Below are 14,831 nucleotides of genomic sequence, written 5' to 3'. Positions count from 1 at the left end.
ACGGTTGATGAATGAAATGCTATGATCGAGCTCGATCGTCGGTGCGTGCGATTAAGCCGCTTGTCGTCCCTACGGGACACGCTGTTGGTTGGTGCTCGACCGTGGGGAACTCTTCGCAAGCTCAGAGCCCCTTGTTGGAGAAACCAATAAAAGATGAATTGACCAACTAGTGCTTGTTCATCCTGAAACATTTTGACTGCTTGTGTCGAACTTTGTGATGATCGATATATATTATACCTGAAACCAGACACGTATGGGGACATCGGACAAAATGAAAATCTAATCTGAAAATTCCAGAAGCAAGTTATGATCATTAATAAGGAAATGGTTGGATGAAATAAATAAAAACACCTCCCATAGCTTTCACCGACATTCACACCAACGTGTTTGTCCATGTCACTATAAAAGGTGTTATCATAATGCATCCGCACTTCAGTAAAGCATGTCCCGGAGGGACGTAAGCGGGTACCCGCACGCATGACGCGTTACATCGAACACGTATGTAAACACACGACCGTACCCAATCACCTATAACCTAAAGCTTGTCCCAATGGGACAAAGCGGGCACACGATCCACCGTGCCAAGACTCAGTCCTTCGGGTTTCCAAAGGGCAGAGCCCTTGGGGCCCTCTCCTACAAGGGGAGGGTTTGGGTGGGGTGTGTCCCGAGGGTTTGGGTAGGTCCCTAGTAGGCGCGTGCGAAAGCAACCGTGTGCGCTGCCTTCTCGCCGCAGACGAGACAGGTCGACTTGTGAGACGTTGGCTCGAACGGAATGTTGCGGCTCGTAGCGCCTGTCTCTTCTTTGACCGTCTTCTCGCATGCTGCGGAACCGCACCAGCCCGCTTCGACGAAGCCGCGCTTCTCTTCGAGGAACGCCTTCATTTCGTCGAGCGTGTCGAGTGAACGGAAGTTGTCCTCGCGGAACTGCTTCGCGCGCTCGAACATGTCGTTATGGATTTCTTCCAGCATCCGTTCAACTTCTTCTACGAGATTCGCCTGCTGTACAATGCGCTTCTCGCCGGAGATACGGCTGACGAGTACGGCTTGTCCATTCTCGCAGTCACGAGGACCGATCTCGATGCGAAGCGGTACACCCCGCATTTCGTATTCGTTGAATTTCCAGCCTGGGCTAACATCGGAACGATCATCAACACGAACGCGTACGCCAGCTTGTTTGAGCTGTGCAAACAACTCATCAACACGAGGCATTACAACATCACGAGTCTTTGGAGGTCCGATTGGGATCATGATTGCCTGCGTAGGAGCTACCTTCGGAGGCAATGCGAGACCGCGGTCATCACCATGTACCATGATCAATGCGCCGATAAGGCGTGTGCTGACGCCCCATGACGTTGTATGCGTAAATTGCAATTGGTTTTCACGATCAAGGAACTTAATATCGAACGCAACGGCGAAGTTCGTTCCAAGGTAGTGGGATGTACCCGCTTGTACGGCACGGCCGTCTTTCATCATTGCTTCAATGGAGTACGTATCAACCGCACCAGCGAATTTCTCGGAAGGCGTCTTCTGACCCATGATAACCGGAATCGCGAGGAAATCCTGCACGAAATCACGGTATACATGAAGCATGCGCATCGTTTCTTCGCGAGCTTCTTGCTCTGTCTCGTGAGCCGTATGACCCTCTTGCCACAGGAATTCGCTTGTCCGCAGAAACGGCAGCGTACGCTTCTCCCAACGAACAACGTTTGCCCATTGGTTGATGAGAACTGGCAGGTCACGATACGACTGAATCCATTTTGCATACATATGGCCAAACATCGTCTCGGATGTCGGACGGACTGCCAGACGCTCCTCAAGCGGCTCGCCGGCTGCTTCTGTTACCCACGGGAGCTCCGGATTGAAGCCCTCGACATGCTCCTTTTCTTTCTGGAAGAAGCTTTCTGGAATAAACAGCGGGAAATATGCATTGCGGTGACCCGTTTCTTTGAAACGACGGTCCAAATCACGTTGAATATTTTCCCACAGCTCGTAGCCCTCCGGACGGAATACGATGCAACCGCGTACTGGGGAATAATCCATCAGTTCCGCTTTCTTGATTACATCAATATACCAACGGGAAAAATCTTCGCTCTGAGGCGTAATTTCGGTTACAAAACCTTTCTCCTTCGCCATAAACGCTCTTAGTGCTCCCCTCTAAACAATCGCAAAATATCATTATAAGTGACGACCAGCATAAGCAGCATGATCATCGCAAAACCAATAAAGTGAACCAAGCTCTCCCGATTCGGATCGAGCGGTCTGCCGCGTACAGCTTCCAAGCCGAGGAAAATGAGACGGCTTCCGTCCAATGCCGGTATCGGCAGCAGGTTGAAAATACCAAGATACAAGCTTAACAGCGCTGCCCAACTCGTCAACTTCGTTATGCCCTGTGCGGCGATCTGGCCTGTCACTTCGGCCGTACGTACCGGTCCGCCAAGATCATCGAGTTTAAACTCACCGAAGATCAGCTTCTTGAAGCCTTCGAAGATCGCAACAGTCATCGACTTCATGTACTGACCAGACAGCTTGATCGTCTCGCCAAACGTCGCGGCTCGGGTCGGATAAGCAAAGCCAATGCCGACTTTACCAACCTGCGTCTCTTTGTCAAGCACTGGTGTAATCGTCACGTTCCGGGCTTGGCCGTCACGAACAATTTCCCAAGTGGTCGCTTTGCCCGGTGAATCCGCGATCATATCAATAATCTTGCTTTCAGAGCCTACTTCTACCTTGACCCCATTGACGGAGCGAATCTCGTCGCCTACCTTCAGATCTGCATCAGCAGCAGGTCTTCCAGCAACAATCTCACCGATGAGAACCTTGTCCGGATTGTCTACGGTTACACCCGAAAGTTGAATATAAATACCGATCAGCACGAATGCAAGCACGAAGTTCATGAACGGTCCAGCGAAAATCGCCAGTGCACGTTGACCAATCGTCTTACTGCCAAACTGGCGGTCGATAGGAGCGATTTGAGTCTCTTTGCCTTTAGAAATAAGCAGCGCCTGAGGATGAATGCGATACGTCTCCGATACGCCATCTACATCAAGCGTTACACTCAAACGACGCTCCATATCGATGGTCACAACCTCACCACGAATGACTTGACTGCGCTCATCGAGTCGATCCAAATAAATTCTTGTGACCGTGTCACCGCTCAGTCGGACCGCTATCGTCTGTCCTTCCGCGACATCGACAATTTCCGGATCCTCACCTGCCATGCGGACGAATCCACCGGCTGGAATAAGACGGAGTGTGTATCTAGTTTCACCGCGTTTGAACGATAACAGCTTAGGTCCAAACCCGATAGCAAATTCACGAACGAGAATACCAGCACGCTTTGCAAAATAATAGTGACCCCATTCATGGATCGTCACGATGACGAAGAAAACGAGCACGGTCAAAAAGATGACCTGTATCATATGCATGGCTAGGAGCCTCCTATTCCTGATCCAACATACTCCAGCAGCACCCGGGTTGGCTTGTTCTTAATTTATCATTATTCTCCTATCCGATACAAGAGAACCGCCGCGCTAGGCTCTACACGACTTCCGACTGCTGTCTCGCCCATTGATCCGTCTCTGCAATGGTCTGCTCGTCTGGATTCGAAATCGTAGTGTGCTTCTCGAGCACTGACTCCACAACTCGTTCAATATCAAGAAAGCCGATCTCCCCGCGCAGGAAGCGAGCAACAGCAACCTCATTCGCGGCATTGAATACAGTCGTTGCCGTACCAGCTGCTCGTCCTGCCGCATATGCCAGCTTCATCATAGGGTAGCGCTGCTCATCCATTTCGCGGAAATGTAATGTACCCTGCTTCACCAAATCCAGACGACCAGTTGGCGTCGGACGGCGTGCAGGATAGGTTAATGCATATTGAATTGGAACACGCATATCAGGCAGACCTAGCTGTGCCATCACGCTGTGATCTTCAAATTCCACATAAGAGTGGATGATGCTCTCAGGATGAATGACAACGCCGATGTCATCATAATCAATGTCATATAGCCAACGAGCTTCAATAACCTCAAGCCCTTTATTCGCCATTGTTGCCGAATCGATCGTAATTTTGGCACCCATTGACCAGTTAGGATGCTTCAAGGCTTGCTCGACCGTCACGTTCGCAAGCTCCTCGCGTGTACGATCACGGAAAGAACCACCGGAGGCTGTCAACGTAATTCGTTTCACAGAGCTGCGGCTCTCACCATTTAAACATTGAAAAATGGCTGAGTGCTCACTGTCAATTGGCAAAACAGCAACGCCTCGCTCTTGCGCCAACGACATGACAAGGTGTCCTGCCGTTACGAGCGTCTCCTTATTTGCAAGTCCGACCGCTTTACCTGCTCGGATAGCGGCAAGTGTGGCGCCAAGTCCACGGCTGCCTACAATAGCGGTTACAACCATATCGGATTGTCCTGCTGCTGCTATCTCAATAAGTCCTTGCTCTCCATAATAGACCTTCGTACCTGCCGGTAGATGAAGCTTTACTTCTTCAGCCGCTTCCTTTGAAGCGACACAAACATACGTCGGATGAAATTGCTTCGCTTGTTCAATAAGCAACGAGACATTGTTCCCTGCTGCCAATCCTTCAATTTCGTACTGATCCCGATCATTGGCAATGACGTCCAGCGTCTGTGTGCCAATGGATCCGGTAGAGCCGAGTACGGTTACTTTTTTCGTCATGTCGAAATCCTCCTGACGCCTATGTGCCGAGTATCGGCTTACAGCTGCTGAATCGGTTATGTATTAAATCCTCATCGATGCCATTCATAGATGATCGACCGCGCTTATTTAGTAAATAGCTCCATAAGTACAAGTAACGGGAATACGATGATCCAGCTATCACAACGATCAAGCACGCCACCATGACCAGGCAGCAATGAACCTGAATCCTTAATGCCGCGAATTCGCTTATATGCGGATTGAATAAGATCACCAAACTGACCCGCAACCGCACATACAGCTGCGATACCAAGCGCCTCACCTATTCCGATCCAATCTGGTGCACATAGCGCAAAAACAAGACCGACAACAAGCGCCAGCACAAGACCACCAATTGCGCCTTCTACCGTCTTGTTCGGACTAATTGAAGGCCACAGCTTCGTCTTACCGATAGCTCGTCCGACGAAATATGCGCCAGCATCGGATGCCCATATGCATCCGAACGCCAAGCAAGAGAAATAAAGTCCATGTGGCTCCATCGAGCGAACGGTCAGCATGGCATCGAAGCCATAACCAACATAAAACGCACCGAGCAGCATCAAGGATGCACTGTCGAGCGTCCATTTATTTTTGGACAATACAGTAATCGCTAATTGCGCGAACATCAATACCCACAGCACAGTTGTTACGGATGGCTGCTTCGTTCCGAATAACTCCCAGGGAAGAACGAGAAGTAAGACGCCAACAAATCCGAGAACCGATGAAGGATGAGACCATTGGACGCCATTCATCTTAACGTATTCATGAAACCCGATGAGAGCCAGAAGAACAATCAATACTGCATAAACCCAATTCCCGGCTACGACTGCACAGGCAAATACAGCTCCGGCAAGTACACCAGTCACGATCCGTTGTTTCAACTTGTTCACTCCATTATTTGTTACAAGCCGCCGTACCTGCGTGCGCGTCTTTGATATTCCGCTATCGCCTCGTGGAAATGGCTCTCCGAGAAGTCAGGCCAGTAGACGTCTGTAAACCACATTTCGCTATATGCCAACTGCCACAGCATAAAGTTGCTCAATCGGAGCTCACCGCTTGTTCGGATGAGCAAATCTGGATCTGGAATTCCACTTGTGAACAGATGCTCACTCATGGTTGATTCATCAATTTGATCAGGGGACAGCTTACCATCTCGCACAGCTTCGGCAATCAGCTTCACCGCATCCGTCATCTCTTTACGGCTGCCGTAGTTAAGAGCGAAATTAAGGATAAGTCCCGTATTGTTGGCGGTCCGAAGCATCGCTTCTTCCAGTGCTTCAACAGTATGACCGGGCAGCGCTTCGCGGTACCCCATCATTCGAACCTGTACATTGTTGGCAATTAATTCTTCCAATTCAATAGCAAGAAATTCCTGCGGAAGCTTCATCAAGAAATCAACTTCAGCCTTAGGCCGTTTCCAATTTTCCGTTGAAAACGCATATAAGGTTAAGTATTTCACACCCAACCGATCTGCTGCCATCGTAATTTGCTTTACTGCTTTCATGCCGGTATGGTGGCCAGCGATACGAGGCAGCCCACGGCTTTTAGCCCAACGACCGTTGCCGTCCATGATGATAGCGACATGTTGCGGCACATTTTCAACCGTCAGCGTACTAGCCTTATCGGATGACGGCTTGACGAATTTGGACCATAATCGATCGATCATCCGGGACTCCTCCTAATGATACAACAAACCCCACCTGTCGGAGGGGCAGCATCATCTATTAAACTTCCATGATCTCTTTCTCTTTTGCAGCGAGTACTTTTTCTACTTCTGCGACAAAACGATCCGTCGATTTTTGAATATCGTCCTGGTGACGACGCGACTCGTCTTCCGAAATCGTCGTTTTCTCCAGCTTCTTGATGTCATCATTCGCATCACGACGAATGTTGCGAATTGCAATCTTAGCTTCTTCACCGAATTTCTTCGTCAACTTTACGAGCTCCGTACGGCGCTCCTCAGTAAGCGGAGGAATCGACAGTCGAATCGTGCTGCCATCGTTCGAAGGCGTCAGACCGAGGTCAGATTTCATAATCGCTTTCTCGATTGCTGCAACCGACGACTTATCCCATGGTTGAAGCAGAAGCGTTCTTGTATCCGGTGTGTTAATGTTAGCCAGCTGGTTAACTGGTGTCATAGCACCGTAGTATTCAACTTGAATGCGATCGAGCAGTGCTGGTGTCGCACGGCCTGCGCGAAGAGTAGACAAATCACGCTTCAGTGCACCGATCGCTTTTTCCATCCGTTCCTCTGCATCTTTCTTAATCGCTTGAGGCACTAGTTGACACTTCCTTTCACAATCGTACCAATTCGCTCGCCAAGTATAACACGTTTAATATTGCCGGATTCCGTAATGGAGAATACAATAAGCGGAATGTTATTGTCCATGCATAACGAAGATGCCGTTGCATCCATGACACCCAGGTTTTTGTTCAGTACTTCCATATACGTAAGCTGATCGTATTTCTCGGCCGTTGCATCTTTGAAAGGATCAGCAGAGTAGACGCCATTCACTTTGTTTTTCGCCATCAGAATAACTTCTGCTTCGATCTCTGCTGCACGGAGTGCTGCTGTCGTATCCGTCGAGAAGAACGGGTTGCCCGTGCCCGCTGCGAAAATAACAACGCGGCCTTTCTCCAAGTGACGAATCGCGCGACGACGAATGTAAGGTTCAGCAATTTGCTGCATTGCGATCGAAGTCTGTACACGAGTCGGTACATCGATTTGTTCAAGTGCATCCTGCAGCGCCAGCGAGTTCATTACAGTTGCAAGCATACCCATGTAGTCTGCTGTAGCACGATCGATCCCTTTTGCTGTCCCTGCGATACCGCGCCAAATATTGCCGCCGCCAACAACGATTGCAACTTCAACGTTTAATTCCACTACTTCTTTAACTTGCTGAGCGATCGATGCAATTACAGACGCTTCGATACCATAGCCGTTCTGACCAGCAAGTGCTTCTCCGCTTACTTTAAGTACTACGCGTTTGAAAACTGGACGTTCCATTCTTATTACCTCCATCTTGTACCTCGTCAAACAATGGCTGAGACACAATCAAACTTAATCCGGGCATACAAGAGGGCGGGGCAGACAAATCCGCCCCGCCTGCTGTAATGCTTCTTACAGTTTAGCTTGCGCCATAACTTCTTCTACGAAGTTATCAACTTTTTTCTCCAAGCCTTCGCCCAGTTCGTAACGAACGAAGCGGCGGATCGAAATATTTTCACCGATCGTGCTGATTTTTTCTTTCAGCAGCGTAGCGATCGTTTTGTCTGGATCTTTGATGAACGATTGCTCCATCAGACAGAACTCTTCATAGTATTTGCCAAGGCGGCCTTCTACCATCTTAGCAACGATGTTAGCTGGTTTACCTTCGTTCAGCGCTTGAGCCGTCAGAATTTCGCGCTCTTTCTCGAGCTCTTCTGTTCCAACTTCTTCACGACGAACGAATTTAGGATTTGCAGCTGCGATTTGCATCGCGATGTCGCGAGCAAACTCACGGAATTGATCCGTTTTTGCAACGAAGTCTGTTTCGCAGTTGATCTCAACGAGAACGCCGATACGGCCGCCTGCGTGGATGTACGATTCAACTACGCCTTCAGTAGCTACACGGCCAGCTTTGTTCGCTGCTGCCGCGAGGCCTTTCTCGCGAAGGATCTCGGAAGCTTTTTGGATATCACCATTTGCTTCGTCCAACGCTTTTTTGCAATCGAGCATACCTGCGCCCGTTTTTTCACGCAATTCTTTAACTGCACTCGCACTAACTGCCATACTATGACCTCCTGAATAATTCTTCTTATATTCGTTCATGTTTCAAAAAAAGGGCGGTGAGGAGGCTTTACACCTTCTGACCACCCTTTCTGTTGTATGCCGAGTTTGATTACGCTGTTGTTTGTTCGCCTTGGTTAGCTTCAACAACTGCGTCAGCCATCTTAGCAGTAAGGAGCTTAACAGCGCGGATAGCGTCGTCATTACCTGGGATGACATAATCGATTTCGTCCGGATCGCAGTTCGTATCAACGATACCTACGATTGGAATACCAAGTTTACGAGCTTCCGCAACAGCGATACGCTCTTTACGCGGGTCGATTACGAACAGCGCGCTTGGCAGACCTTTCATGCCTTTAATGCCGCCGAGGAATTTCTCAAGGCGATCTTTCTCTTTGCGGAGAATGATTACTTCTTTCTTAGGCAGTACGTTGAACGTACCGTCTTCTTCCCATTTCTCCAGTTGCTTCAGACGATCGATACGCTTTTGAATCGTTTGGAAGTTCGTGAGCGTACCACCGAGCCAGCGTTGGTTGATGTAGAAGTTGCCGCAACGAGCTGCTTCTTCTTTAACGGAATCTTGTGCTTGTTTTTTCGTACCAACGAACAAGATCGTGCCGCCTTCTGCAGCTACCGATTTGATGAAGTTGTAAGCTTCGTCAACTTTTTTGACCGTTTTTTGCAGGTCAATGATGTAAATACCGTTTCTTTCAGTGAAAATATAACGATCCATTTTTGGGTTCCAACGACGCGTTTGGTGACCGAAGTGTACACCAGCCTCGAGGAGTTGTTTCATGGAAATAACCGCCATATTCACTACACCTCCTAATAATGGTTTTGGAATGTTCCTCCGCCCGTCGCATCTTCCTCCAAAACTTGCCGTCCCGGCAAGCACCGTTGAAGGAATTAACTGGCGTGTGTTTTTAACACCGACAATTAATATAGCATAATAAAAGGCGTCATGCAAGTAAACATGACACCTTTTCAGTCAAGAATTCGACTTTATTCGATTTGCTTCGCTTTCTGTAAGGGGCTTGCTTGTAAGTGTCGTAATGACCTCATCAAGCGTTGGTTCGCCCTTAAACGCGAAATAGCCGGCGCGGACCAGCTTTTTATCGCTCTTCATCTTCGAGATAAACTTGCTTTGACTCGTGATTAGACCATTATCCGATAGAATCTTCGCAGTTGATGTTAAATTGGCTCCAGGTTGAATACGGATAACAACCTGTTTTTCAACCGTTGTCGACTGGGCCTCTTCCTCTGCAGCAGCATCAGCGACTGGGCTAGAAGGCTGCTCTGGCTGTACAGCTGCCTTCGCATCCTCTGGCTGTTTCGGCGCTTCTGGTGCCTCTGGCGTCTTCACCTGCTCGCCTTCGGTGCTTGCTTGTTCGCCAGCTGCAGCATTTGTGTCAGCTTCTGCCTTCGCATCTGCTTTGGCCTTCTCAATCATCTCTTGAACTTCTTGCTCGGAATACATCGGCTGATCAGATTGTTCAGAATCAGGCAGCGAAGCCGACTGCTGACCCATCGTCATAAGTTGAAGAAGAAGTGCACCTGCTACAATTCCCGCTCCAAGTCCAGATAGAAAGCGACGATCTTTAAACAAGTGCGCCCTCCTCCTGCTTAGCCAGCTGAATGATGAGCTGCACTTCGCCTTTATTCATACCCAGCTTGCGGGCTACTGCTTCAATCGATTTGCCACTATCGTACAGCTCAAATAGCTCCGTGTAACGAGTACGAATTGTAATACGAGGCTCTGGCTGCACTTCAGCTGCTTGCGCGATTTGTACGTCTGCATTTGGTGTATGAACAGTCCCAATATCCGCGTATACAGCTACTGGTGGCTGCGTGATCACTTTTTCCAAACGTGATTCAAGATCCGCACATCGGTGTTCCAGATCGATAATTCTCCGCTCACGTATAGCAAGCTGCTCGGCATTATCGGTTTGCGCTCGTTTCACAAGGTCAACAAGCTCTTTGTTGTCCGACTCCATATTTTCCATAAATTGCTCAAGTGCAATTTCCATGTTGGTTGTCGTTTGAGATGGGTGCTGAGGCTCGTTTTTTCGACGAGGAAGCATCCATGACATAACGAGTATAAAGGCGCCTAATAGCGCCACATATCCCCACAGCTGCATAATTGTTTTCTCACCTGCTTATTGCCGTAGCAAAGGGCTAAGGCAACCTGCTAATAGTATGTCTGAATCTACTTGAAGTTAAAGTGATACATCGAATTGCTTACCTTTATACGGATGCAAATCCGATGGTTTGGGATTGTGCTCTCCTGCATCCTGCCCATCGGATTTACGTTTACCTCGTTGCTTGGAATTACCTTGCTGCTTCCGCTCTTCTCCGCTTCGTATTGAAGCTTTATCCGACTTCTCCAGCGGAGCATTACGAGTTCTAGCCTGATCTGTCTGCTTCGTAAAGCTGTCAGCCGCTAAAGCCTGATCCGTAACTGGCTTATGCATTGACTGGCTGTGCGTAATGCTTTTGTCGGGTATGTTGGACATTGATACTTGAAAATCGATTGAACGATAAGACAAGTCAAGCCCTCCCTTCGTCTTCCATCAGGCCGAGCCCCCCGACTATGACGAGATCATCGTCACTTCGCCATCCTGTAAACGGAAGGAGCAGCGCTTCGTGGCATCTTTTACAAAACGGGTATACCGACCAATAACGATCTTAGATCCGCCATAACAAACGTTCGCAACATCTACACGAGCCAAGTCGGTATCTTCTAATGCTTTCTCGATCTCGAGAATACGTTCGCGCTTCGTATCGATCTGTTCATTCGTTTGGCGCTTCGTAGCTCCAAGCTTTACGCGCAATGCGAGCTTGTCGTCCGACAGCTGACCTACCGATGCAAGCTGATCGAGCAGTCCAAGCGCCTTCTCTGTCTTGTCGAGCCCATCAACCAATTGACGTATGGAAGTACGAAGCTCTTGAAGCTCTGTACGCAGATCCGGCAGCACCCCTACCTCAATGACGGTTGCAGTCGACATTGTATTGCCGATTGTCCGAGCGGCAACGCGTTCGCCTGCCTGCACACAACCGCCAACAATAAGTCCTTTGGCGCCCGAGCAAACGACAGACTTGCCTGCCTTCAGCTGCGAATGCATAATGCTTTGGCTAACAATAATGTTCTCGCCTGCATGCAGTCTGCCATCTTGAACAAATGACAGCTTAATGTTGCGATTCGCCTTCAGATACCCTTTGTCACCAGCCATAACGCCGCCAGTAATCTCGATGGAGCCATCAGACTCGAGTTCCGCACCTTCAACCCCGCCAATGACACGAATATCGCCTGCAGCCTTAACACGGAAGCCTGTCAGTACGTTGCCGCGAATAACAACGGTTCCAACAAAATCGATATTGCCAGTACGATAGTCGACGTCACCGTTAACTTCGTAGACAGGGAAGACGTTGATTTTATCATTATCCGTCTTCGTCATCAGCCCATCAATAGCTGAATACATCGCTGTCTGGTCGCTGTTAAGAACAACGTTCTTGCCGACCTTAAACCGTGCATCCTTCCCGTTCTTACCTGGAAGAACAATACCCGTTACACTCTTGCCTTCCTTGCCTTGGGTTGCAGCAATACGCTCTGCAATTAACTGGCCTCGTTGTACGTTATTGATCCGGTTGACCTCTTTGAGGTCAACCTTGCCATCAGCATTCTCGATCGGACGGTGAAGCGAATCATCATCAAGACGATACGCCAGCTTTATTGAGCCATTCTCACCTTGCAGAGGCGGATCGCCTGCAGCGATTAATGTCTGATTATAATAGTAGGCTTTTGGATCTTTAGCAATTTTATGTATGACATCATAATGCAATCCATAAATGACACCATTATCTTTAACATATTGTTCCAGCGCTTCAGGCGAACAAGTGAACGAATCATCCGCTCGATTAAATTGTATGAATGCAGAAAGCTTATCCGCAGAAATCTGAATGCGAATATGTTGTTCCAATTGACCTGCCTCGCTCAAGGCGACTCCTCCTCATTTTACGTATTTTGGAGCAACTGATCTTTATTTTTACCTAAAGCTCCGCGTAGTCGCAAAATTGCCTTGGAGTGAAGTTGTGAAATTCTTGATGGTGACAAAGACATCACTTCTGCGATTTCGCTAAGAGACAATTCTTCGTAGTAGAATAAGGAAACAACTGTGCGCTCTTTCGGTGTCAGTCGCTCGATTCCCTTCATCAGGGACTCTTTCAAATAAAACTCATGTACCTTATAATCCGGATTTTTCGCTTTCTCGTCAATAAGTAAGGAGAGACGGGTTTCGGACTCTTCCTCGCGAATCGGATCCTCCAGCGAACAAATCGTCGTCACTGCAATTTCTTGCAGCATCACATTATATTCGTTTTCGGACACATTCAAGTATGAGCTAATCTCTGCGTCCGACACAGAGCGCAAGTACTTTTGCTCCAACAGCTGATACGCTTCTTCGATCCGTTTGGCCTTGTCACGTACGGATCGAGGAACCCAGTCGCCCTGCCGCAGCCCATCGATAATTGAGCCGCGAATACGCCATGACGCATAGGTTTCGAATTGTAATCCGCGCTCGTAATCGAATTTCTCGATAGCATCGATGAGACCCATTACGCCATTGCTGTATAGATCATCTTTGGATACGGTCTTCGGTAATCCAATTGCCATTCGGCTTTTCACATAATCAACCAAAGGCAAATACTGCTCAATGAGTTGCTTCTTCGCTTCGATGTCCTTTTCGGTTTTCCATTTGCGCCATTTCTCGATGTTAGACAAATGAGGCGTCTTCGGCTCAATCATCGTCTCACCCTCCTGTCAGGTGACGTACTGCTTTGGCTAATTCCTCGGGATCCTTATTCTGGGTCGATACCAGTTGAGGCGGCTTCAGTGGTTGAAACTGGTTCGTTTGTGCCGCTTCCGCATTCGGTGCAGCTGGTCGACCGTCAGGGCTTGATTTGAGCATCTCATGAAGCTGATCTGATTCGTCTGGAATGACGGCTTCAAACTTGCTTCCAGCTTCATAGCCGCCGTCCTGCTCATCCAGATGGAGTGCAGGAACGGAAGGCTGAGGCATTGCTACTATTCGCAGAATAGCCCGGAATAAGAATGCCAATAAGAAGAAGACTGCAAATGCGTAAATCCCTCTCACACAGCTAACAGCAAACGTGTTCCCACTCATCGAGAACAATAGCGACATCATGCCACCTACAGCACCAAATCCGACATTCCACCGCCACGTTCCAATCATTATTAAATCTCCTTTATACCAAACTGGACGCTTCGAATCGTTAACTTACCTGTTGCACTATCAATTTCAATCGTTCGACCAAAATTCGCACCTGTATCCTCTGCCCGAATGGGAATCGATACTTGCCCAAGCGCAAGCTTGCACGATTCTACGTTGCGGGGACCGATGCGCATCGAGTCGTTTTGTGACGCAAAGGCGAACATTTGAGCGCCTCCTGCCATTTTGGCAACCATCCGCGGGATCGAGGCTCCTGCATTCTCCATTGCTTGGATGAGCGCCGGTATTGCAGTGTCCGCATATTTGGCAACATTAAAATTCGACTCTCTTGCGATTTCCGAGGAGGGAAGCATGACGTGTGCCATACCTGCTATTCCGGCAACCGAGTCATAGAGTGTAACCCCTACACACGATCCTAAACCGCTCGTCCGAATCAATGCGCCGTTTAATGCAATGTTCAGGTCAGCCATGCCGACCTTGACTGTTTGCTGCTCCATCATTCGGATGTAACCCCTAGCGCTAGGAAGATTTTATTGAATGAACCAGGATCCGGAATGAGGAAGAAATGCCCCTCTAGCATATCTCTGCCCTCAAGGAATGCTGTCTCAATAAGGAGTGCAGAATCGCCCATTTCCCCGAATTGCAGTAATCCGTAAGACAATATTGCTCCCGCCATATCAAGTGCAGCGGATGGAACGGTTGGCATCATTGAAAGCCCAGTAAAATCTGCAAGCGAAGAAAGATAGGAGCCTGCCAAAATGTTCCCGATCTCACATAGCGCGGACAGCTCCATTTCGGAGTAGCCTTCTTGCTCTCGGATTTCCAGCGAAAGCAGTCGATGCATCATCCGTTTAGCGGACGGCTCTTCAATAATGAAAAACATATTGCCCGGCGCTTCGCCCTCGACACGCAGGAATACAGCAATGACAGTCTGCTCGGCACCGCCTACGATCTCGGCAATTTCCTCGAAAGGCAGAAGTGAAACTTTGGGCACCGCCATGTCGACTGGCTTGTCCAGAAGACGGGACAACGCGGTTGCCGCGTTGCCCGCCCCGATATTTCCGACTTCCTTCAGTACATCCAGCTTATATGGACCTAGTCCGTTAAAATCATTCACG

17 protein-coding genes are annotated in these 14,831 nt (G+C 48.8%); all 17 read right to left on the bottom strand.

Annotated features, from left to right (window positions below):
• Positions 1–684: 684 nt before the first annotated feature.
• The 17 genes from proS to DFQ01_RS06655 all read right to left on the bottom strand — a co-directional run bounded on the left by proS (position 685) and on the right by DFQ01_RS06655 (position 14,830).
• Complete coding sequence (gene proS / locus DFQ01_RS06735) at positions 685–2,133, bottom strand: proline--tRNA ligase (protein ID WP_110043112.1); 1,449 nt, start codon at positions 2,131–2,133, stop codon at positions 685–687.
• A gap of 8 nt (positions 2,134–2,141) precedes the next feature.
• Positions 2,142–3,425 (bottom strand): RIP metalloprotease RseP, encoded by a 1,284-nt coding sequence (gene rseP, locus DFQ01_RS06730; protein ID WP_110043111.1) that lies wholly within the window; start codon positions 3,423–3,425, stop codon positions 2,142–2,144.
• 112 nt (positions 3,426–3,537) lie between these two features.
• Positions 3,538–4,680, bottom strand: coding sequence for a 1-deoxy-D-xylulose-5-phosphate reductoisomerase (locus DFQ01_RS06725; RefSeq protein WP_110043110.1), 1,143 nt, complete (start codon positions 4,678–4,680; stop codon positions 3,538–3,540).
• Positions 4,681–4,784: 104 nt separating this feature from the next.
• Positions 4,785–5,579 carry a phosphatidate cytidylyltransferase gene (locus DFQ01_RS06720; RefSeq protein ID WP_110043109.1) on the bottom strand — a complete coding sequence of 265 codons (795 nt, stop codon included), beginning with the start codon at positions 5,577–5,579 and terminating at the stop codon, positions 4,785–4,787.
• Positions 5,580–5,599: 20 nt separating this feature from the next.
• A complete protein-coding gene (locus tag DFQ01_RS06715) occupies positions 5,600–6,364 on the bottom strand; it encodes an undecaprenyl pyrophosphate synthase (RefSeq protein ID WP_110043108.1) in 765 nt (254 codons plus the stop codon).
• A gap of 58 nt (positions 6,365–6,422) precedes the next feature.
• Positions 6,423–6,977, bottom strand: coding sequence for a ribosome recycling factor (frr, locus tag DFQ01_RS06710; protein ID WP_110043107.1), 555 nt, complete (start codon positions 6,975–6,977; stop codon positions 6,423–6,425).
• Positions 6,977–7,705 carry a UMP kinase gene (pyrH, locus tag DFQ01_RS06705; RefSeq protein ID WP_110043106.1) on the bottom strand — a complete coding sequence of 243 codons (729 nt, stop codon included), beginning with the start codon at positions 7,703–7,705 and terminating at the stop codon, positions 6,977–6,979. Before pyrH ends, frr begins: the two co-directional genes overlap by 1 nt.
• A 114-nt stretch (positions 7,706–7,819) precedes the next feature.
• The gene (gene tsf, locus DFQ01_RS06700; protein WP_110043105.1) at positions 7,820–8,470 is read right to left on the bottom strand and encodes a translation elongation factor Ts; all 651 of its coding nucleotides are present in this window, start codon (positions 8,468–8,470) and stop codon (positions 7,820–7,822) included.
• 109 nt (positions 8,471–8,579) lie between these two features.
• A complete protein-coding gene (gene rpsB, locus DFQ01_RS06695) occupies positions 8,580–9,278 on the bottom strand; it encodes a 30S ribosomal protein S2 (RefSeq protein WP_110043104.1) in 699 nt (232 codons plus the stop codon).
• Positions 9,279–9,455: 177 nt separating this feature from the next.
• Positions 9,456–10,073 carry a hypothetical protein gene (locus DFQ01_RS06690; RefSeq protein ID WP_110043103.1) on the bottom strand — a complete coding sequence of 206 codons (618 nt, stop codon included), beginning with the start codon at positions 10,071–10,073 and terminating at the stop codon, positions 9,456–9,458.
• Positions 10,066–10,605 carry a DUF6115 domain-containing protein gene (locus DFQ01_RS06685; RefSeq protein ID WP_110043102.1) on the bottom strand — a complete coding sequence of 180 codons (540 nt, stop codon included), beginning with the start codon at positions 10,603–10,605 and terminating at the stop codon, positions 10,066–10,068. The genes DFQ01_RS06690 and DFQ01_RS06685 overlap by 8 nt, the downstream gene beginning before the upstream one ends.
• A gap of 78 nt (positions 10,606–10,683) precedes the next feature.
• The gene (locus DFQ01_RS06680; RefSeq protein ID WP_110043101.1) at positions 10,684–11,013 is read right to left on the bottom strand and encodes a hypothetical protein; all 330 of its coding nucleotides are present in this window, start codon (positions 11,011–11,013) and stop codon (positions 10,684–10,686) included.
• 42 nt (positions 11,014–11,055) lie between these two features.
• The gene (locus tag DFQ01_RS06675; protein ID WP_110043100.1) at positions 11,056–12,462 is read right to left on the bottom strand and encodes a flagellar assembly protein A; all 1,407 of its coding nucleotides are present in this window, start codon (positions 12,460–12,462) and stop codon (positions 11,056–11,058) included.
• 17 nt (positions 12,463–12,479) lie between these two features.
• Entirely contained in the window at positions 12,480–13,268 is a 789-nt protein-coding gene (locus DFQ01_RS06670; RefSeq protein ID WP_110043099.1) for a FliA/WhiG family RNA polymerase sigma factor, read from the bottom strand.
• Positions 13,269–13,272: 4 nt separating this feature from the next.
• Positions 13,273–13,716 (bottom strand): hypothetical protein, encoded by a 444-nt coding sequence (locus DFQ01_RS06665; protein WP_110043098.1) that lies wholly within the window; start codon positions 13,714–13,716, stop codon positions 13,273–13,275.
• A 2-nt stretch (positions 13,717–13,718) separates the two neighbouring features.
• Positions 13,719–14,213: a chemotaxis protein CheD gene (locus DFQ01_RS06660; protein ID WP_110043097.1), complete on the bottom strand. Its 495-nt coding sequence runs from the start codon at positions 14,211–14,213 to the stop codon at positions 13,719–13,721.
• A complete protein-coding gene (locus tag DFQ01_RS06655) occupies positions 14,210–14,830 on the bottom strand; it encodes a chemotaxis protein CheC (RefSeq protein ID WP_110043096.1) in 621 nt (206 codons plus the stop codon). Before DFQ01_RS06655 ends, DFQ01_RS06660 begins: the two co-directional genes overlap by 4 nt.
• Position 14,831: the final 1 nt, after the last annotated feature.

The sequence above is a fragment of the Paenibacillus cellulosilyticus genome (genome assembly GCF_003182255.1).
GTDB classification, from domain to species: domain Bacteria; phylum Bacillota; class Bacilli; order Paenibacillales; family Paenibacillaceae; genus Paenibacillus_T; species Paenibacillus_T cellulosilyticus.
Note: the sequence above shows the minus strand (reverse complement) of the source record. Positions and strands in the feature narration are given on the sequence as shown.

What these genes read in the sequence shown, in the direction of transcription:
- proS (WP_110043112.1), bottom strand. Translation starts at nt 2,133, where the DNA reads ATGGCGAAGGAGAAAGGTTTTGTAACCGAAATTACGCCTCAGAGCGAA.
- DFQ01_RS06715 (WP_110043108.1), bottom strand. Translation starts at nt 6,364, where the DNA reads ATGATCGATCGATTATGGTCCAAATTCGTCAAGCCGTCATCCGATAAG.
- DFQ01_RS06665 (WP_110043098.1), bottom strand. Translation starts at nt 13,716, where the DNA reads ATGATTGGAACGTGGCGGTGGAATGTCGGATTTGGTGCTGTAGGTGGC.
- DFQ01_RS06660 (WP_110043097.1), bottom strand. Translation starts at nt 14,213, where the DNA reads ATGATGGAGCAGCAAACAGTCAAGGTCGGCATGGCTGACCTGAACATT.
- DFQ01_RS06725 (WP_110043110.1), bottom strand. Translation starts at nt 4,680, where the DNA reads ATGACGAAAAAAGTAACCGTACTCGGCTCTACCGGATCCATTGGCACA.
- DFQ01_RS06685 (WP_110043102.1), bottom strand. Translation starts at nt 10,605, where the DNA reads ATGCAGCTGTGGGGATATGTGGCGCTATTAGGCGCCTTTATACTCGTT.
- rseP (WP_110043111.1), bottom strand. Translation starts at nt 3,425, where the DNA reads ATGCATATGATACAGGTCATCTTTTTGACCGTGCTCGTTTTCTTCGTC.
- pyrH (WP_110043106.1), bottom strand. Translation starts at nt 7,705, where the DNA reads ATGGAACGTCCAGTTTTCAAACGCGTAGTACTTAAAGTAAGCGGAGAA.
- tsf (WP_110043105.1), bottom strand. Translation starts at nt 8,470, where the DNA reads ATGGCAGTTAGTGCGAGTGCAGTTAAAGAATTGCGTGAAAAAACGGGC.
- DFQ01_RS06670 (WP_110043099.1), bottom strand. Translation starts at nt 13,268, where the DNA reads ATGATTGAGCCGAAGACGCCTCATTTGTCTAACATCGAGAAATGGCGC.
- rpsB (WP_110043104.1), bottom strand. Translation starts at nt 9,278, where the DNA reads ATGGCGGTTATTTCCATGAAACAACTCCTCGAGGCTGGTGTACACTTC.